Source organism: Massilia sp. TSP1-1-2, from assembly GCF_049896185.1.
In the GTDB taxonomy this organism is placed as follows: domain Bacteria; phylum Pseudomonadota; class Gammaproteobacteria; order Burkholderiales; family Burkholderiaceae_D; genus Telluria_A.
The window spans coordinates 351,063-370,021 of sequence record NZ_JAFCTU010000001.1; the positions used below are offsets into that span (position 1 = coordinate 351,063).

General features: G+C 61.0%; 18 protein-coding genes. 4 read left to right on the forward strand and 14 right to left on the reverse strand.

Annotation, left to right across the window (positions count from 1 at the left end):
* Nucleotides 1-6: 6 nt before the first annotated feature.
* Genes ACP7BV_RS01615 through ACP7BV_RS01635 form a run of 5 tightly spaced genes read right to left on the reverse strand, consistent with a single transcriptional unit; the run spans nt 7 to nt 5,264 of the window.
* On the reverse strand, nt 7-1,326 hold the full coding sequence (locus tag ACP7BV_RS01615; RefSeq protein WP_426100812.1) for a sulfate adenylyltransferase subunit 1: 1,320 nt from the start codon (nt 1,324-1,326) through the stop codon (nt 7-9).
* On the reverse strand, nt 1,326-2,264 hold the full coding sequence (gene cysD, locus ACP7BV_RS01620) for a sulfate adenylyltransferase subunit CysD (RefSeq protein WP_426100814.1): 939 nt from the start codon (nt 2,262-2,264) through the stop codon (nt 1,326-1,328). Before cysD ends, ACP7BV_RS01615 begins: the two co-directional genes overlap by 1 nt.
* 34 nt (nt 2,265-2,298) lie before the next feature.
* Entirely contained in the window at nt 2,299-3,015 is a 717-nt protein-coding gene (locus ACP7BV_RS01625) for a phosphoadenylyl-sulfate reductase (RefSeq protein WP_426100816.1), read from the reverse strand.
* Between the two features lie 10 nt (nt 3,016-3,025).
* Nucleotides 3,026-3,583 carry a DUF934 domain-containing protein gene (locus tag ACP7BV_RS01630; RefSeq protein WP_426100818.1) on the reverse strand — a complete coding sequence of 186 codons (558 nt, stop codon included), beginning with the start codon at nt 3,581-3,583 and terminating at the stop codon, nt 3,026-3,028.
* Nucleotides 3,576-5,264: a nitrite/sulfite reductase gene (locus tag ACP7BV_RS01635; RefSeq protein WP_426100820.1), complete on the reverse strand. Its 1,689-nt coding sequence runs from the start codon at nt 5,262-5,264 to the stop codon at nt 3,576-3,578. Before ACP7BV_RS01635 ends, ACP7BV_RS01630 begins: the two co-directional genes overlap by 8 nt.
* 196 nt (nt 5,265-5,460) lie before the next feature.
* On the opposite strand from ACP7BV_RS01635, the gene ACP7BV_RS01640 reads away from it, so the two are divergent.
* Both ACP7BV_RS01640 and ACP7BV_RS01645 read left to right on the forward strand, forming a co-directional pair.
* Entirely contained in the window at nt 5,461-6,402 is a 942-nt protein-coding gene (locus ACP7BV_RS01640) for a CysB family HTH-type transcriptional regulator (protein ID WP_426100822.1), read from the forward strand.
* Nucleotides 6,403-6,427: 25 nt separating this feature from the next.
* Nucleotides 6,428-7,078 carry a class I SAM-dependent methyltransferase gene (locus ACP7BV_RS01645; RefSeq protein WP_426100824.1) on the forward strand — a complete coding sequence of 217 codons (651 nt, stop codon included), beginning with the start codon at nt 6,428-6,430 and terminating at the stop codon, nt 7,076-7,078.
* A 71-nt stretch (nt 7,079-7,149) separates the two neighbouring features.
* Here the strand turns inward: ACP7BV_RS01645 and ACP7BV_RS01650 are convergent, their stop codons facing one another.
* The 5 genes from ACP7BV_RS01650 to ACP7BV_RS01670 form a co-directional block, all read right to left on the reverse strand.
* Nucleotides 7,150-8,160: a porin gene (locus ACP7BV_RS01650; RefSeq protein WP_426100826.1), complete on the reverse strand. Its 1,011-nt coding sequence runs from the start codon at nt 8,158-8,160 to the stop codon at nt 7,150-7,152.
* Between the two features lie 210 nt (nt 8,161-8,370).
* A complete protein-coding gene (locus tag ACP7BV_RS01655) occupies nt 8,371-9,381 on the reverse strand; it encodes a porin (RefSeq protein WP_426100828.1) in 1,011 nt (336 codons plus the stop codon).
* Nucleotides 9,382-9,480: 99 nt separating this feature from the next.
* Nucleotides 9,481-10,734, reverse strand: a complete 1,254-nt coding sequence (locus tag ACP7BV_RS01660) for a PAS domain-containing sensor histidine kinase (protein WP_426100830.1) — start codon at nt 10,732-10,734, stop codon at nt 9,481-9,483.
* Nucleotides 10,735-10,939: 205 nt separating this feature from the next.
* A complete protein-coding gene (locus ACP7BV_RS01665; RefSeq protein ID WP_426100832.1) occupies nt 10,940-11,701 on the reverse strand; it encodes a LytR/AlgR family response regulator transcription factor in 762 nt (253 codons plus the stop codon).
* A 95-nt stretch (nt 11,702-11,796) separates the two neighbouring features.
* Nucleotides 11,797-13,074: a sensor histidine kinase gene (locus ACP7BV_RS01670; RefSeq protein ID WP_426100834.1), complete on the reverse strand. Its 1,278-nt coding sequence runs from the start codon at nt 13,072-13,074 to the stop codon at nt 11,797-11,799.
* Nucleotides 13,075-13,414: 340 nt separating this feature from the next.
* Between ACP7BV_RS01670 and ACP7BV_RS01675 the strand changes: the two genes are divergently transcribed.
* Nucleotides 13,415-14,350, forward strand: coding sequence for an exopolyphosphatase (locus tag ACP7BV_RS01675; RefSeq protein WP_426100835.1), 936 nt, complete (start codon nt 13,415-13,417; stop codon nt 14,348-14,350).
* 63 nt (nt 14,351-14,413) lie between these two features.
* Here the strand turns inward: ACP7BV_RS01675 and ACP7BV_RS01680 are convergent, their stop codons facing one another.
* Entirely contained in the window at nt 14,414-15,679 is a 1,266-nt protein-coding gene (locus ACP7BV_RS01680; RefSeq protein WP_426100837.1) for a nitronate monooxygenase, read from the reverse strand.
* Between the two features lie 153 nt (nt 15,680-15,832).
* The gene (locus tag ACP7BV_RS01685) at nt 15,833-16,318 is read right to left on the reverse strand and encodes a YajQ family cyclic di-GMP-binding protein (RefSeq protein ID WP_426100839.1); all 486 of its coding nucleotides are present in this window, start codon (nt 16,316-16,318) and stop codon (nt 15,833-15,835) included.
* A 124-nt stretch (nt 16,319-16,442) separates the two neighbouring features.
* Here ACP7BV_RS01685 and murB point away from each other — a divergent pair, with 124 nt between their 5' ends.
* Nucleotides 16,443-17,471 carry a UDP-N-acetylmuramate dehydrogenase gene (gene murB / locus ACP7BV_RS01690; RefSeq protein ID WP_426100841.1) on the forward strand — a complete coding sequence of 343 codons (1,029 nt, stop codon included), beginning with the start codon at nt 16,443-16,445 and terminating at the stop codon, nt 17,469-17,471.
* 113 nt (nt 17,472-17,584) lie between these two features.
* Here the strand turns inward: murB and ACP7BV_RS01695 are convergent, their stop codons facing one another.
* Complete coding sequence (locus tag ACP7BV_RS01695) at nt 17,585-17,896, reverse strand: pyrimidine/purine nucleoside phosphorylase (protein WP_426100843.1); 312 nt, start codon at nt 17,894-17,896, stop codon at nt 17,585-17,587.
* A gap of 21 nt (nt 17,897-17,917) precedes the next feature.
* Nucleotides 17,918-18,931: a diguanylate cyclase domain-containing protein gene (locus tag ACP7BV_RS01700; protein ID WP_426100845.1), complete on the reverse strand. Its 1,014-nt coding sequence runs from the start codon at nt 18,929-18,931 to the stop codon at nt 17,918-17,920.
* Nucleotides 18,932-18,959: the final 28 nt, after the last annotated feature.

Genomic DNA, 18,959 nt, shown 5'->3' on the forward strand with positions numbered 1-18,959 from the left:
CTTGCCTTATTCGCCCAGACGGATCATGCCCGCGGCGACGGTCTGGTGGGTCACTTCATCGATCAGGATAAAGGCGCCGGTGGCGCGAATGTCGTCATACGCATCGGCCGCCAGCGGCTGCTGCACGGAGAGCGAAATGCGCGCAATGTCGTTCAGCTTCAAGCCTTGCGCGGGATGGCGCTGCTGGGTGTTGATGTCCAGCAGCGTGTCAATCGCCGTGACCTTGGCGCCCGTCTGCTTGGTGCCGTGCTTGATCCAGTATTTGCGGCGCAGGTCGAGCGGCTCGTCCGACATCCAGCACACGTCTGCGTTGAGCGTCTTGAGCAGCGTGGCCGGCTGGTCGGCGCCTGCCAGCAGGTCCCCGCGCGAAATGTCCAGGTGTTCATTGAGCAGCAGCGTGACCGACTGGCCCACCACGGCAAACTGGTGCGAGCCTTCCAGCGTGACGATATCCTTGACGGTGGCGCTTTGGCCCGAAGGCTGCACCACCAGCTTGTCGCCGACGCTGACCTTGCCCGCTTCGATCCGGCCCATGTAGCCGCGGAAGTCGTTCGCTTCGTGGCCGTTGTGGCGCGCCACCAGCTGCACCGGAAAGCGGAACGGCGCATTGTGCGACTCGTCGTAGACCGACAGCGACTCGAGCAGTTCGATCAGGGTCGGGCCTTCGTACCAACCGAGCTTGTCGCCGCGCTCGACGACGTTATCGCCCGTCAGGGCCGACAAGGGAATCGGGGTGATGTCCTTCAAGCCCAGCGTGGCGGCAAATTCCTGGTAAGCCTTGACGATGCGATCATAAATGGCCTGGTCGTAGCCGATCAGGTCCATTTTGTTGACCGCGACGACCACGTGCTCGATTTGCAGCAGGTGGGCGATGGTCGAGTGGCGCTTGGTCTGGATCAGCAGGTCGACGCCGCCGTCTTCACGCAGCTTGACCTTGGAAACGTCGATCAGGATGATGACCGCGTCCGCCGTCGAGGCGCCGGTGACCATGTTGCGCGTGTACTGTTCGTGGCCAGGCGTGTCGGCGATGATGAACTTGCGCTTGGGCGTGGCGAAGTAGCGGTAAGCGACGTCGATTGTGATGCCTTGTTCGCGCTCCGCTTCCAGGCCATCGGTCAGCAGCGACAGGTCGACTGCGTCGCCCACGGTGCGCTTGTGCTTGGAGCGCGACATGGCGTCGAGCTGGTCGGCAAAGATGCCTTTGCTGTCAAACAGCAGGCGTCCGATCAGCGTGCTTTTGCCGTCGTCGACGGAGCCGGCGGTAATAAAGCGCAGCAGGCCGCGTTCGGTCAGGGTGTCGGAGCTTGGGTCAATGCGGGCGTTCATCAGAAGTATCCTGCTTTCTTGCGTTTTTCCATCGACGCTTCGGAGGTCTGGTCGTCCATCCGGGTGGCGCCGCGTTCGGTGATCTGGGTAACGGCCGTTTCGGCGATGATCGCTTCAACCGTCGTGGCGTTCGATGATACGGGGCAGGTGCATGAAATGTCACCCACGGTGCGAAAACGCACCACTTGCGTTTCAACGGTTTCGCCTTCGCGCGCCGGCGTCAAATCGGTCAGCGGCACCAGTAAACCATTGCGCGGGATGACCTGGCGTTCGTGCGCGAAATAGATCGGCGGCAGGGCCAGCTTTTCGCGCTGAATGTAAAGCCAGACATCGAGTTCGGTCCAGTTCGAGATCGGGAACACGCGCATGTTTTCGCCCGGGTGGACGCGGGTGTTATACAGGTCCCACAGTTCCGGGCGCTGGGCCTTGGGATCCCACTGGCCAAATTCGTCGCGGAAGGAAAAGATGCGTTCCTTGGCCCGGGCCTTTTCTTCGTCGCGCCGCGCGCCGCCGATGCAGGCGTCAAATTTGTATTCGGCGATGGTCTCGAGCAGCGTGACCGCCTGCGCGGCATTGCGCGAATCGGTAGCCGGGTTACGCAGGCGCACGGTGCCCTTGCGGATCGATTCCTCGACCGAACCGACGATCAGCCGCTCACCCAGTTCGGCGGCGCGGGCGTCGCGGAAGGTGATCACTTCGGCGAAGTTGTGGCCGGTGTCGATGTGCACCAGCGGGAACGGGAATTTACCCGGGCGGAAGGCCTTTTCGGCCAGGCGCAGCAACACCACCGAGTCTTTGCCGCCCGAGAAAAGCAGGGCCGGATTGGCGCATTCGGCCGCCACTTCGCGCATGATGTGGATCGCTTCCGATTCCAGCGCGTCGAGGTGGCGCGCATTGACGTCGGTAAGTACGCGTGGGATGTCTGTTGTTGTATTCATTGCGTGGACCTGTTCTTGTTCAGCCAATTGAAATTCAAGCAGCTACGGATTTGATGCGAATCAGCTTGCCGTCGACCATGTGCAGCCCGCACTCCTTGGAGTCCGGATTTTCCCACCACCAGCGCCCGGCGCGCACGTCTTCGCCCGGCTGCACGGCGCGCGTGCACGGTGCGCAACCGATCGATGGAAAGCCCTGGTCATGCAGCGCATTGTACGGAACCTGGTTGGCGCGGATGTAGTTCCAGACATCTTCCTCCGACCAGTCGGCCAGCGGATTGAACTTGGTCATGCCGTGCGCCGGGTCGTTTTCCTGCACATCGAGTTCGGCGCGGGTGGTGGACTGCGCGCGGCGCTGGCCCGTCACCCAGGCCTTGTTGCCGGCCAGCGCGCGTCCGAGCGGCTCCACCTTGCGGATGCGGCAGCATTCGCGGCGCATCTCGACGCTGTCGTAGAACGCATTCAAGCCATTGCGCGCCACGTAGTTTTCCACGGCCGCTTCCTGCGGCTTGTACAGCGTCACGTCGTAGCCGTAGGTGGCCTTGACCTGGTCGAGAACGGCCAGCGTCTCGGGGTGCAGGCGCCCGGTCTCGAGCGAAAAAATCCCGATCGGCAGGCCGGCTTTTAAAATCAGGTCGGTGAGGACCATGTCTTCGGCGGCCAGGCTGGAGGCGAAGACGGCGGGCGAGAACTCGGCCGCGATGCGCGCCAGCGTCTCGCTGGTGCTTGCCACCAGTGCGGTGATATCGCTCATGCGCGCGCCCTCAGATGCCAAAGCCGACGTCGCTGCTCTCGACGCGCACATCGCGCTCGAGGCGGCGAAACAGCGGCGCCTTGATGTCGACCGATGTCTGGTAGACCTCTGAAAAGTCGGTCAAGCCCTTGAGCGCATCGTTGATGTTGCGGTCCTGGCGCGTGGCAAAGGCGTCAAAGCCGGTGCGGTGCATCTGGAACAGCTGGTCGCGCAGCACGTCGCCAATGGCGCGCAGCTCGCCCGTGTAGGCGAGGCGCATGCGCAGGTTATAGGCGATCGAATAGCCGCGGCCATCGGTGAACTTGGGGAAGTCGACGGCGACAACGGCAAATTTGTCCAGCTCCCCTTTCAACACTTCAGGGCGCTCGTCGGAAGCGATCCAGACGCCAACTGCGGCGCGCGACGACAGCACGGCGCTCTGCGCCTGCCAGACGGCCAGCGGCACGATGATTTTGCCTTCGGGGACGACGGCGTCAGCAGCAGTCTGGCCTTCATCGAGGCGCAATACGCTCCAATCGTCGGCGACGACTTCGCGGCCCTTGATGATCTGTGGGTGATTTTCAAGCATAATGGTCTTCTCCAACCAGGTTGCCCGCCTTGATCGGCGTGGCATAAACATGTTCCTTGAACGGGGCGACACCCAGGCGCTGCGCGGTGTCGACAAAGCGCTCGTCCTCGGCGCGCTCGCGCACGTACACTTGCAGCAGGCGGTCGATCACTTCGGGCATTTGCAGCGCCGAGAACGATGGTCCGATGATCTTGCCGATGGCCGAGTTGTTACCCTGCGCGCCGCCGATCGAGACCTGGTAAAACTCGCTGCCGTCCTTGTCCACGCCCAGTACGCCGATCGAGCCCACATGGTGATGTCCGCAAGCGTTGATGCAGCCGGAGATATTCAGTTCGATCTCGCCGATATCGTGCTGGAAGTCGATGTCGTCGAAGCGCTCGGCAATGGCCGCGGCGATCGGGATCGACTTGGCGTTCGCCAGCGAGCAAAAGTCGCCGCCCGGGCAGCAGATAATGTCGGTCAGCAGGCCGATGTTCGGCGTGGCCAGGCCATGAGCCTTGATCTCTTGCCACAGCTTGAACAACTCGCCCTGCTTGACGTCGGCCAGCACCAGGTTTTGTTCGTGCGTGACGCGCAGTTCGCCAAAGCTGTAGCGATCCGCAAGGTCGGCCACGAAGTCGATCTGGGTGGCGGTGGCGTCGCCCGGCGGCACGCCGGTTTTTTTCAGCGACAGCAGCACGATCGCGTAGCCCGGCACCTTGTGCGCCTTGACGTTACGCAGCAGCCAGTTGGAGAACGCCTTGTTGCCGGCGTGCTCGGCGAGCGGGTCGGTGCTCTCAAGCTGCTCGTAGGCGGGCGGCGTGAAGTAGGCGGCCACCCGGTTCATCTCGTCGACCGTCAAGGTGGACGGGCTGTTTTTCAAGTCCAGCCATTCTGCTTCGACCAGGCGCGTGAATGCTTCCACGCCGAGCGCCTTGACCAGGATCTTGATGCGCGCCTTGTACTTGTTGTCGCGCCGGCCGTACTGGTTATACACGCGCATGACCGCTTCGATATACGTGAGCATGTGCTGCCACGGCAAAAAGTCGCGCACGGTGCTGCCCAGGATCGGGGTGCGGCCCATGCCGCCGCCGACCATGACTTTAAAGCCAATCTCGCCGGCGTCGTTGTGCACCACCGTCAGGCCGATGTCGTGCACGGCAATGGCGGCGCGGTCTTCCACGGCGCCGTTGATCGCCACCTTGAACTTGCGCGGCAGGGCGGCAAATTCCGGGTGGAAGGTGCTCCACTGGCGCAGTACTTCGGCGTACGGACGCGGATCGATGATTTCGTCCGCGGCCACGCCCGCGTATTCGTCGGACGTGATGTTGCGGATGCAGTTGCCCGACGTTTGAATGGCGTGCATTTCCACCGAGGCCAGGTCGGCCAGGATGTCGGGCGTTTGCTCCAGTTCGATCCAGTTGAACTGGATATTCTGGCGCGTCGTGAAGTGGCCATAACCGCGGTCGTACTTGCGCGCGATGTGGCCGAACATGCGCATCTGGCTTGCCGACAGCAGGCCGTACGGGACGGCGATGCGCAGCATGTAGGCGTGGCGCTGCATGTACAGGCCATTTTGCAGGCGCAAGGGCACGAATTCGGCTTCGTCCAGCTCATTGTTGATGCGGCGCTCCACCTGGCTGCGGTATTGCGCGATGCGTTCCTTGACGATGAGATGGTCGTATTTGTCGTAGCGATACATATGTAATCCTGTTTTTTTACGGTCTTGATGCGCGGGGCAGAGCACCAGAGTCTCCCCAAACTAGCCCCAATGGTAATAAACTCCGTCTATATTCCAAAGGACTAAGAATTTATTTGCTTATATGCGTATCAGGCATAAGCAATCACTTAAAATGCTCGGGCAGGGCTTTTACTGAAGAAATAGAGAAAAAATAGCAATGAACCTTCATCAACTGCGCTTTGTGCGCGAAGCGGTGCGCCAGAATTACAACCTGACCGACGCGGCCAAGGCGCTGTTCACGTCCCAGCCGGGCGTGTCCAAGGCCATTATTGAACTTGAGGAAGAGCTCGGCGTTGATATTTTCACACGCCATGGCAAGCGCATCCGCGGCTTGACCGAACCCGGCCGGCTGGTGCTGGCCTCGGTGGAACTGATCATGCAGGAAATCGACAGCCTCAAGCGTATAGGCAAGGAATATGCGGCCCAGGACAGCGGCAGTTTCACCATTGCCACCACGCACACGCAGGCGCGCTACACGCTGCCCAAGGTGGTGCAGGCGTTCATGCTCAAGTATCCCAAGGTGCGCTTGTCGCTACTGCAAGGCAATCCGCGCCAGATTGCGGAGATGGTCCAGCGCGACCAGGCCGATCTGGCCATCGCCACCGAATCGATTGCCGGCATCGACGGCCTGATCACGCTGCCGTGCTATCAATGGGAGCATGTAGTCGTGGTGCCGCCCGACCATGCGCTGTTAAAATCGAAGGCCGTGTCGCTGGAAGAAATCGCGACTTACCCCTTGATTACCTACGATGGCGCGTTTGCCGGGCGCAGCAAGATCGACCACGCTTTCGGCCTGCGCGGTCTCAAGCCCGACGTGCTGCTCGAAGCTATCGACGCCGACGTCATCAAGACTTATGTCGAACTTGGCATGGGAGTTGGTATCATAGCGGGGATGGCCTTCGATGCCGAGCGCGACAAAAGCCTGCGGGCAATTCCTGTCGGCCACTTGTTCGGCATGAATGTGTCGCGGGTGGCGGTCAAGCAGGGCGCTTATCTGCGCAGTTATATCTACACCTTTATCGAGCTGCTGGCGCCCACGCTGAACCGCAAGCTGGTCGAGTCCGCCATGAGTGGCAACAAAGACAACTACGAGCTGTGACGCAACGTATTACCTTAAGAAAAACATGATTACCGAACAATCTGCCCAGTTTTACGCCAAGAGCGCTTCCAACCACGACCGCATCTACGACCGCCCTGAACGCCAGGATGACCTGGAAGCCATGCGCGGGCACGTCGCCGAGGCCTTGCGCGGGCACACCGTGCTCGAACTCGCCTGCGGCACCGGCTACTGGACCCGCATCATCGCCGAGGTGGCCGACAAGGTCGTGGCCACCGACATCAATCCGGAAATGATCGCCATGGCCGCCTTGCGCGCGATGCCGGCCGACAAAGTCACGCTGCGCGTCGCCGATGCCTATGACTTGCCGGAAGATATAGGCGATTTTACGGCCGTGTTCATCGGATTCTGGTGGTCGCACGTGGGGCGCGAAGTGCAGGAGAAATTCCTGGCGCAGTTGCGTGCCAGGGTGGGCAAGGATATGTGGATCGTGCTGCTGGACGACGCGTATGTGGAAGGCAGCAGCGAGACTGTGGCGCGCACGGATATGGAAGGCAATACGTACCAGATCCGCACCGCGCCCGATGGCGAGCGCTATGAAATTCCCAAGACCTATCCGTCCGACAGCGCGCTGCGCAAGAAGCTGGCCTCGTCGGTGCGCGAAATCAAGATCGTGCGGCTGGAGTATTACTGGATGCTGACTTGCCGCCTGAAGTGACATCCATGGATGTTGCGCCGTAAACGAAAAAAGCACGCATTGACGCGTGCTTTTTGCATTGCGGGTAAAACTTAAAACATATGACGCATGCCGAGCGTGAACGCCTTAGGATCGGCGCCCAGCGACGCGACCGGCACGACAACGCTGCTGCCTGCCGAGTTGATGCCGAACACGGCTTGGTCGTTGTTGCGGATCGTCGCGTACGCTGCGTACACATTGGTGCGCTTGGACAGCGTGTACGAGTAAGCCACGCTGAAACCGTTGCCGCGCGCGCCGTTTTCCAGCTCGCTGCGCTGGTAGTTGCCGAACACTTTGTTGGCGCCGAAGGCGTACGAAGCGCCCGCGTTGAGCTGCTCGTACTGGTTGTTGGCACCAGTTGGATCGGCAGTCATGTAGTTGCCGCGGAACTCGATGTCGCCCATTTTGTAAGCCGCGCCAAGGATCATTTCCTTGTCGTCGCCGCTCAGCTGGCGCTCGATGGTGTGGTAGCCGGCGCCCAGGTACAGGTTGCCCAGCGTGTAAGAGGCCGACACGCCCTTCAGGTTCTGGGAGGCACCGGTGGCAACTTCGCCGGCGCTGTAGGCCAGGCCGAGCTTGAAGCCGGAGTACGAAGGCGACTTGTAGTTGACCGAATTGCTCAGGCGGCGGGTCAGGCGGCCGGCGTTGAACGAATTCAAGTTGGTGCCGTAGAAACCCTGGCCGTTAATATCGGTCAAACCTGCAACGTCGGCGATTGGCGAGTACTCGCGACCGATCGTGATCAGGCCGAACGAACCTTCCAGGCCAACGACTGCGCGGCGACCGAACAAGGCAGAGTCGCCCATGCCGGTGTCGAACTGGGCGCCCGCTTCCAGGTTGAACATGGCTTTCAGGCCGCCACCGATGTCTTCGGTGCCGCGAAAGCCAAAACGGCTGGTCGACTGGTTGCCCGAAGCGACGATGTTACGGCCGCCGGCCGGCGCGCCAGTGTCTTCGCGCGCGATCGATGCGTCGGCAATGCCATAAACCGTGACGCTCGACTGCGCCGATGCGGCCAGAGGAAGCGTTGCGAACAGTGCAGCTACCAATAATTTACCTTGCATGTGAATCTCCATAGAATGACTTCAAAAGTTTGCAACAAATTAATCGAGAGCATTATAGCCCCTGGCGAGAGCCCATGTTGCCGGGGGAGGCAGGGCGGGGGTGTGGATTACACGTAAGTCGTACAAAAATCAGACACAAATCACAAGTAAAGCACCTTGAGTAAACGAAAAAAGCACGCGCAAGGCGTGCTTTTTGGGGAACAGGGTCGCTTAGAACGAGTGGCGCATGCCCAGTACCAGCGCTTTTGGATCCGCACCTGGCGCCGTGGTCGGCGGCGTCACGTTGGTGCTTGACGAATTCATGCCGAACAGACCGGTGGCGTTGTTGCGCAGCGTCGAGTACGACGCGTAGACGTTGGTGCGCTTGGACAGCGAGTACGTGTAAGCGACGGCAATCCCGTTGGCCTTGGCGCCGTTTTCCAGCTTGTTGGTCTGGTAATTGGCAAAGAACTTGTGCGCGTCCATGCCGTAGGAAGCGCCCAGGTTGACTTGTTCGAACTGATTGTTCGCACCGGTCGGGTCCGCTTCCAGGTAGTTGGCCTTCAGTTCGACCGTGCCGAACTTGTAGCCCGCGCCGACGATCATTTCCTTGTCGTCGCCGCTCGCCAGGCGCTCCAGCGTATGGTAACCGGCGCCGATGTACAGGCCGGCGTTGGTGTAGTCGGCCATGACGCCCTTGAGCGTGCCCGATGGGCCGGTGGAAGTTTCGCCGGCCGAGTACGCCAGGCCTGCCTTGAAGCCGCTCATCGTAGGTGTGCGGTAGTTCACCGAGTTGCTCAGGCGGCGCGTCAGGCGGCCCGTGGTGAAGGCATTCAGGTTGCTGCCGTAGAAGCCTTGGCCGAACACGTCGGTTTCCTTGGCCACGTCGGCGATCGGGCTGTATTCGCGGCCCAGGGTGAGCGAACCGAAGCCGCCCGACAAGCCGACCACGGAGCGGCGGCCGAACAATGCCGTGTCGCTGGCACCGGTGTCGAGCGCGACGCCCGCTTCGATGTTGAACATCGCTTTCAGGCCATTGCCCAGGTCTTCCGTGCCTTTGAAGCCGAGGCGGCTGCTTGACTGGTTGCCCGAATTGACGACGTTGCGGCTGCCGTTAGGCGCGCCGGTGTCTTCGTGGGCGATGGCGGCGTCCATCACGCCATACACGGTGACGCTCGACTGTGCCGATGCTGCCAGGGGAAGGGACGCGAACACTACAGCTGCCAACAATTTGACTTGCATATGAATCTCCATGGGTTTGCTTCAACGAGTTGCTTACTAATCGACGGAAATTATATCGAGCAAGTGTGTCACGTTGATGACAGGGAGATATTGTTGCAATCAGGGAGGATTGGCGCCGATGCGCCCCGCCGGCTGCGCCTGAGGGGCGCCTTGCGCGGCGCTTTGCTCGTCGCCGGACGGCATGGGGGGCAGCGGCAGCGCGATGTCGATGCGGGTGCCGGGAGGGTCGTCGCCGCTGACGCTGATTTCGCCGCGCAAGCCCCAGACCCGCTCGCGCATGCCGATCAGGCCGAGCGACTGCGATTTGTCGAAGTCGGACGCCTGGATGCCGCGCCCGTCGTCGCGGATCGAAATCAAGAGCTGGCCATTGATGCGGTACAGGTACATGGTAACGCTCAAGGCTGCCGCGTGGCGCGCGATATTGGTCAACGCTTCCTGGATGATGCGAAAGATCGCGGTGCTGGCCGCGTCGTCCAGGCGCAGCTCGGCTTCATCGGCGAACAGCGCGCAACTGATGCCGTGGCGCTGCACGAACTCGTCGCGCAAGCCTTTCAGTGCGAAAAACAGGCCGCCTTCATCGAGCGCGCGCGGACGCAGGTTGGTGGCGATGCGGCGCAGCGAATGGATGGCCGTCAGCAAATTCTCTTCCATACCTTCCATCAAGCGCGCATCGGTGGCGCCGGTGTGTGCTTGCCTGGCGTGTGCTTCCTGCTGCAGCAAATTGAGGTCCATGCGCAGCGAGGCCAGCAGTTGCCCCAGGTCGTCGTGCAATTCACGGGCGATGTGGGCGCGTTCTTCCTCGCGCACCGTTTGCAGCGCGGCCGACAGTTGGCGCAACTGGGCGTGCGAGCGCGACAGCTTTTCCTGCACTTGCTGGCGCTCGGTGACGTCGCGCAAGATGATGGTGTTGATCAATTTGTCGCCTTCAACCGTGCTCGAGACCGAGCCTTCGAGGGGGAACGTTTCGCCGCTGGCGCGCACGCCCGTGACGGCGTAGTCGGTGGCGCGGCGCCCGGCGCGCCCGGCGCCGTCGCCAAAATAGGCGGGCGTGGCATCGCGCGAAGCGGTGGGCAGCGGATAAATGAACCGGCTCAGGTGGCTGCCTTGCATTGCCTCGACGGTGGTGGCGAACATGGATGCGGCCGACGGATTGACCAGCACCACGGTTTGCGATTCGTCAGTGGAGATAATCGCTTCGCTGGCATTGTGGATGATGTCACGGCTGTGGCTTTGCGCAAACCGTGGACCCCGGGTGTTTGCCAGCGCGCGCGCCAGAAGTTGCCCGCCTGCGAAGCCGAGCACGAAAAACCCCGCGCGCCAGGCTGGCAAACGGGGAAAACGCGGAAATGTCATGGAGCGTGCCTGCCGTTGGTGGCACGCGAAGCGCGCCCGGGACCAGCTTAGTGCAGAAGAAGGAAGTGGGCGTTGAGGGCCCACAAGCCGCGCACAAGCGTAAGCTGTAGGGCGAGCTGTCGGGCGAGCTGTCGGGCGAGCTGTCGGGCGGAAAAACGCAGAGCATTGCGCCGCGAGCCGTCGAGACGCGTCGCGCGCTGCATGGCTACATCTGCTTAAACAAGTGCAAGAAACTGCGGCTCACTTCAAGCTTGTCTGGCTTGCCCTTGATCAGCACCAGATGGCGCCCGCGAATGTCGCGCGTGACCCCCTCGATCGCATTCACGTTTACCAGCGTGGCCCGGTGGATCTGCCAGAACAGCGCAGGATCGAGTTCCTCGGCCAGGTCGCGCACCGGTTTGCGAATCAGCGCTTCAAACTTTTCGGTCTGCACGCAGGTGTATTTCTCATCCGAGCGGAAAAATAAAATCTCTTCCACGGGAATCATGCGCAAGTCTTGCCCAATGCTGGCCTGGATCCATTGCAGATAGGTCGGCTTGGGCGCGGCCATCTTTTCGGCCAACTGCGACAGCATGGCCGTCACGCTCTCGTTGACCGCTTCTTTCGGCCGCGCCAGGCGCGCCTTGAGGCGGTCCACCGTCACTTGCAGGCGTTCCTGCTCGGGCGGCTTGAGCACGTAGTCCACCGCGCCGCGCTCGAACGCTTCGACCGCATACTGGTCATACGCGGTCACGAACACGATGTTGCTGCCGGTACCGATGGCGCGCGCCGCATCCATGCCCGTCTTGCCGGGCATGCGGATATCGAGGAAGGTGAGGTCGGGTTTCAGTTGCGCGACCAGTTCGATGGCTTCATCGCCGTTCTTGGCTTCGCCGACTATTTCTAGTTCGGGCCACACCTGAGACAGGCGCATGCGCAGCTGGTCCCGCATGAGTCTTTCGTCGTCGGCAATGATTGCTGTAGGCATGGTCCGTTGGGCTCTGGTGATCAGGGTGCCAATTATTCAACGAATCGCCGCTTTAATCAATCGATTCCTTGGTCAATCGATGCCTTGGCGAGTGCTTACTTCGACACCTGGTACGGCACTTCGATGGTGATAATCACGCCGGTGGGGGTGTTGGCGGCGATGTGCAGCTGGCCCTGGTCGCCGTGCAGCAGCTTGAGCCGTTCACGGATGGTGGGCAAACCCAGCCCGGTGCCGTCGCTTGGCATCACGCCAAAGCCCACGCCGTCGTCGGCGACGATCACGCGCAGCTTGCCGCTGGCAACTTCAGCGACGATGCGCAGGGTGCCGCCTTCGGCCTTGCATTCGAGGCCATGCTTGATTGCGTTTTCGACCATCGATTGCAGCATCATGGGCGGGAAGGCGGCGCTGCGCAAGCCTTCGGGAATTTGCATGTCGACCGTCAGGCGTTCTTCCATGCGCATCTTGAGCAGGTTCAGGTACGCCTTGACCATGTCCGCTTCGCGCCCCAGGTTGGTAACGACGGCGTTGTCGCGCATCTGCGGCAGCACGGCCCGCAGGTACTGGATCAGGCTGCGCTGCATGGCCGAGGCGCGCGGTGGATCCGTTTCGATCAGGTATTCGACGGACGCGAGCGTATTGAATAAAAAGTGCGGCTCGACCTGGGCCTGCATCATTTGCATCTTGGTTTCTGAGAGCTGGCGCTGCATCGATGCGCGCTCGGCGGCAGCGTTGGCCGTCATGGTTTCCGCCTCGGCGCGCTTCTTGCCGCCCACCAGCGCTTTCATGGCAAGCAAGGCGAGAATAAGCAGCGACACAAAGCTGATGAACCAGGTCGACGCCTGCTTTTCGTAGCGCGTCACTTTCTGTTCGGCCGCGTCTTCCACCGCTTTTTCGATCGCGTTCGACAGTTCTTCGCCGATTTGCGGCGGCAATTCGATGTGCACCGCGTCGCCGCTGTCGGGCATCGAGGCCACGTCCGGCGTGGTCTCCGGGGCTGGCGTGCCCGGCTCGGCCGGGTCCGCCGCCGGCTCGGGCGGGGCGGGCGGGGTCGGTGGCACCGGCGCCACCGGTTGCTTGACCGGCTTGCCGGGATTGAAGTGAATTCCGCTGTCGTCGATCAGGATGGTCGCTTCCGGCTTCTTGCCCTTCTTCTTATGCCCATCCTTGGCGCTGTCCGAGCGCACCACGACTTCACCGGAGGTGGAAAACAACTGGTCTTGCAAGATGTTGGCGGCGATCAGCGAGACGGCGGCAAACAGGAAAAATTTCCACCATGATAATTCGGTGACCCAGGTCGTGGTTGCATCGAAAGCGCGATGCAGCCATGCCATGATGGCACTGATGTCCTGCTGGGAAAGGCGGCGAGAAGGCATGGTGAACTGTTTTCCGTAGTCAAATCAAAACGCGATGGCGCGTGGCAAGGGCCAGTGGCAGAGGCGAGTGTAAAGCATCGCATGTCCCTGCCGCAAAAACGTGATCGGCGCGTCTTAGCGCTGTTGGGATGATGCAACTTTAGTCCCCCATCCGGCGCACGACCATCCGTTTGCGACAGTCTGCAGGATTGGAGGCCTGGAATGCACGGGAAGCCCCGGGCGTGGCGACGAAAACATCGCTTTTCAGAAGTCAATACGACGCTGTACTATGGGGAACCGATTTCGACCAGCGGCGTTTCATGATCTTCAGATAATCCTTATATCCCCCTATGGTGCGCCTATGTCCCTAGACAAGAAAAAATGTCGCCTTGTAACGCGCAGTGATTTTGACGGCCTGGTGTGCGCCGTTTTGCTCAAGCACCTGGACTTGATCGATGAAATTCTGTTTGTCCATCCCAAGGACATGCAGGATGGGAAGATTGAAGTGAGCGACCGCGACATCACCACCAATCTGCCCTTTGTTCCCGGCGTCCACCTCGCGTTCGATCACCACTTGTCGGAAACCATCCGCAACGCGCCGAGCCACAACCACATCATCCACCCCGAAGCGCCCTCGGCGGCGCGGGTGGTGTACGCCTATTACGGCGGCTCGTCGGTGTTCCCCGCATCCTGGTTTGACATGATGGCCGCCGTCGACAAGGGCGACGCGGCCCGCTTCAACCAGAAGGAAGTGCTCGATCCGCAGGGCTGGGACTTGCTCAATTTTCTGATGGATGCGCGTACCGGGCTGGGGCGCTTCAAGGATTTCCGCATCTCGAACTACAACCTGATGATGGACTTGATCGACTATTGCAAGAACCACACGATCGACGAGATCATGGACTTGCCGGACGTGCGCGAGCGCATGGACCTGTACTTCGATCATAGCCAGAAATGCAAGGACCAGATCCGCCGCTGCGCCACGGTGCACAAGAACCTGGTGGTGCTCGACCTGCGCCAGGAGCCGGTCATTTTTGCCGGCAACCGCTTCATCATCTATGCCTTGTTCCCCGAAACGAATATTTCCATGCACGTGCTGTGGGGCTTGCGCAACCAGAACACCGTGTTCGCCACCGGAAAATCAATCTTGAACCGTACTTCGCGCACCAACATCGGCGCCCTGATGCTGGAATACGGCGGCGGCGGGCACGAGAATGCCGGCACCTGCCAGGTGTCGAATGATTTGGCCGATGACGTCCAGGCCGCCTTGATCGGCCGCATCGTCATCGAAGGCTAGCTTGACGGCAGGGCAAAAAAAAGCCGCGAGATTTTCGCGGCTTTTTTATCGCTCGTGCTTGGCTCAGGCGGCGACGGCGTCCTGCCGGTCGGGCAGGGCAATCTGGTTGTCAACGCTGAACTGGTAATCCTTGAACACGTGCTCGGCCGTCAGCATCTGGTAGCGCCCGTCGGCCAGCTTGTGCGTGGTGTTCTTCAAGCGATAGGTGTAGTGCCCGCAGGTCCAGCAATTGAAGTTGCGCATATGCGTGCACAGGCACGTCTTGTCCATGACGGTGATGGTCTTGGCACCCGGATGGGCCAGCACTTCGCGGTTGTACGAATTGATATACGAACAGTTGCCGGTAGCGTCGAGCAGGTAGCCGTAAGATTCGCAGCCCGGGCGGATGCCGGCGCCAATGGCTGGCGTGCTCTTGAGCATGCGCATCGGATAACCGGTGGGCGAGATGCCGTTGACGATGATGTCGTCTTCCGTCGCGCGCACGTATTCCTGCTTGACGTCGTCGGGCAGGCCGCATTCGTCGGTGATCGTAAAGCGGGTGGCCACCTGGACGCCGCCGGCGCCTTTTTCCAGAAAGCTGACCGCGTCCGAGCCGGTAAAGATGCCGCCCGCAGCAATCAGCGGAATGTCCAGCTTTTGCTCGCGCATGAACGCGTGGATCTCGTCCATGATGGTGTGCAGGTCGAACTCGGCCCAGTCCATGCCAAAGCCGAGGTGGCCGCCGGCCAATGGACCCTCGACGATGACGTAATCGGGAAAGCGGTCGAGGCGGGCAATCTTGCGCAAGAACAGTTGCAAAGCGCGCACTGAGGACACGATGATGCCCAGCTGGGCTTCGCGAAAACGGGGATGGTCGGCAATCAGGGCGAAGGAACCGAGGTGCAGGCCGGCCGACATGGTGATGCCATCGATACCGGCGTCCAGCGCCGCATTCAAGCGCGTGCGCAAGGTTTCCTTGGGCGCGTTCATGGTCAGCTTTTCCATGCAGTTCACGAAAATCAAACCATCGCCGCGCTTGGCGGCCATGGTCGCGCCCACGTGGCGACGCGTGGCATCGGCCAGGCGCTCCAGGTCGAACTGCACCACTGCCTTGTCCATGTTGTTGATATTGAACTTGTAGGTCTTGGTCTTGTCTTTGACATAGCTGGTGTCAAACTTACGGTCCGACACGTCTTCCACCATCGCGTCCGAAATGTGGCCGATGCCGCCCAGGCGCGCCGCCTCGAGCGCCAGCTCGGACGTCGAAATGTCGACCCCCATGCCGCCTATCATGATCGGTACATATTCCTTATTGCCCAGACGCAGGCGGAAATCATCAACACGTTTCATTGCTATCCTTAGACTACCGAGTTTCACCGGTCCACTGGCACAGCCGATCAAGGCCGGTTTGCGTAACCCCAATTCTACCTGAAGCGCATAAATGGCCCCAAAGCTACATACGTTGCTCGGCGCACGACGGATTCAGCGCCGCGCGCGTTATGCTCAGTCGCGGAAATTGTTAAATTCGAGCGGCATGTCTGGTACATCCTTGCGCAGCATGGCCATGGCCGCCTGCAAGTCGTCGCGCTTGGCGCCGGTGATGCGCACCGATTCGCCCTGGATGCTGGCCTGGACTTTCATCTTGCTTTCCTTGACGGCCTTGACGATTTTCTTCGCGTCATCCGATTCAATGCCATTCTTGATCTTGACGAGCTGCTTGACCTTGTCGCCGCCGATTTTCTCGATCTTGCCCACATCGAGAAAACGCACATCGACGCCGCGCTTGGCCAGCTTGGTGGTGAGCAGATCGCGCACCTGGTCGAGTTGAAAGTCCGAGTCGCCGAACAAGGTCAGTTCTGCTTCCTTGCGGTCGATCTTGGCCGAACTGCCCTTGAAATCGAAGCGGCCGATGATTTCCTTGCTCGCTTGCTCAACGGCGTTTTTTACCTCGATCATGTCTGCTTCGGAGACGACATCAAATGACGGCATGGTGGTTTCCTTTTACTTGCAAATGTAGAATGCCGATATTTTAACGGACAACGGGCACCTCGCCCCGGTTGCACGGCTTTTTTTCCCCTATTTACCCTATAATCGGCTAAAACCACGGTAACTTATGCAACCCGACCTCTCCATCCTTCCCGATTTCCCGCTCCAGGCACTCAATACCTTCGGCATCGCCGCCCGCGCGCGGGCATTTTTGACCGTCACGGCAGTTGAGCAATTGCGCGCCGTGATGGCCGATCCCGTGCTTGCCGCGCTGCCGCGCCTGCTGCTTGGCGGCGGCAGCAACATCGTGCTGACCGGCGACGTCGACGCGCTGGTGCTGCATATGGCCATTATTGGCAAGGAGATTGTTGGCGTGCACGGCGGCCACACCCTGGTGCGCTGCGGGGCCGGCGAAAACTGGCACGGCTTTGTGCAATGGACACTGGCGCAAGGCTTGGGCGGGCTGGAAAACATGGCGCTCATTCCCGGCACCGTGGGCGCTTCGCCGATCCAGAACATCGGTGCTTACGGCACCGAGCTCAAAGACGTCTTCCATGCGCTGACCGTGTACGACCTGAACCAGGGCGTGCTGCGCGAAATGGATGCTGCAGCCTGCCGCTTCGGTTACCGCGACAGCGTCTTCAAGCACGCGCAAGGGGCCGGTCTCGTCATCGTCGACGTCACGTTCGCGCTGCCGACCGATTGGCAACCCAATTTGCGCTATGCCGAGCTGGCGCAGGCGGTGGCCGCTGCGGGCTTGGGCGCACCTGGCCCGCAAGCCATCAGCGACATCATCGTCGCGATCCGGCAACGCAAGTTGCCCGACCCTGCCGTTATCGGCAACGCCGGCAGCTTTTTCAAAAATCCCGTCGTCACGCGCGCCCAATGTGACGCGCTACTGGCGGCGCACCCGGCGCTGGTGCACCATGCGCAGCCGGACGGCAGCGAAAAACTGGCTGCCGGCTGGCTGATCGATCAATGCGGCTGGAAGGGCAGGACGCTGGGCGCGGCGGGCGTGTACCCGAAGCAGGCGCTGGTGCTGGTCAATAATGGCGGGGCGACGGGAGCCGACGTCGTGGCGCTGGCGCGCGCCATCCAGGCTGACGTCGCCGCCCGCTACGGCGTCACGCTCGAAACCGAGCCCGTCTTTATTTAATTTCTTCCACACCAGGGTCAGACCACTTTTGCTGAAAAAACAGGGTCAGACCACTTTAGCGTTTCGGCAAAAGTGGTCTGACCCCGGTTGAGGTTTTGAACCCGCTTGCGGTTTTAGCCGAAGTGGCAGACGTAGTCCACCATCTCCAGCGTTTCAATGTCAAAGGCGCTGTTGGCGGCGACGTCAAATTGCTGGCCGCTTTCGTACGTGACCCAGGTGTCGGCGCCAGCCAGGCGCACCCGGCATTTACCGCCGACAATTTCCATCGTCTCCGGCGCGCCGGTGTTGAAGGTCAGCGTCGACGGGAAAATCACGCCCACGGTTTTTTTGCTGCCGTCGGCCAGCACGGCCGTATGCGAGACGCATTTGCCGTCGAAGTAGACATTCGATTTTTTGCTCAATGTGACGTTTTGCAGCGTACTCATGGTTTCCTTGCAGGGTTGTGGTTATTCTGGAGCCTGGCTGACGCAATTGCGTCCGCCTTCCTTGGCGGCATACAGCGCCTTGTCGGCGCGCGCAATCAGTTGGTCCACGCTGGCGCCAGGCGAGGGCAGCATCGTGGCCACGCCGAACGAGGCGGTGACGATGCCCCCGGCCACGCCGCCGTGTTCGATGGCGAGTTGTGCAAGATGGGCGCGGCAGGCGCTGGCAATTTGGAGCGCGCCCGCAGAGGCCGTCTCCGGCAGCACGATGGCAAATTCTTCGCCGCCGTAGCGCGCCACCAGGTCGGCCGGGCGCTTCAAGTGTTCGGTCAGGACAGCGGCGGTCTTTTTCAGGCACAGGTCGCCCGCCGGGTGGCCATAGGCGTCGTTGTAGAGCTTGAAGCTGTCGACGTCGCACATGATCAAGGATAGTGGCCCCTGTTCGCGCATGCCGCGCTGCCACTCGGTCGTGATGGCGTCGTCGAACCGGCGCCGGTTGGCAATGCCGGTCAGGCCGTCGAGCGCGGCCAGCTTTTGCAGTTCGATGTTGGCGTCGGCCAGCCTGGCCTGGCTCTCGCGTAAAAAACGGAAGGCTTCGTCGCGCTGCAGCCGGCTGATATGCCCGGCCGCATGGTAGCGCACGCGCGCCAGCAGTTCGAGCCGGTCGGGCAGCTTGGTGACATAATCGTTGGCGCCAACGGCAAACCCGTGCGCCTTGAGCTTGGGGTCTTCGCGCGCCGAGAGCACGATCACCGGCACCGCCTTGAGCCGTTCGCTGGCGCGGTATTCCTGGATCAGGGCAAAGCCATCCTTCCCCGGCATGATCAGGTCTTGCAAAATCACGTTCGGTGCGATCTTTTCGGCCTGCGCATGCGCGACGGCGGCATCGAGCACATAGTGAAATTCGATGTCGTCCTGGTCGCTTAGCATGCGGCGCACCGCTTCGACGATCATGGGCTGGTCGTCCACCAGCAGCACCTTGATTTTACCTTCGGTGTCCGGCAGTACAGAGGCTGGCTTACTGCTGGATTGGGTCATCGCGCATTCGGTTCTAGTAGAAAATTGG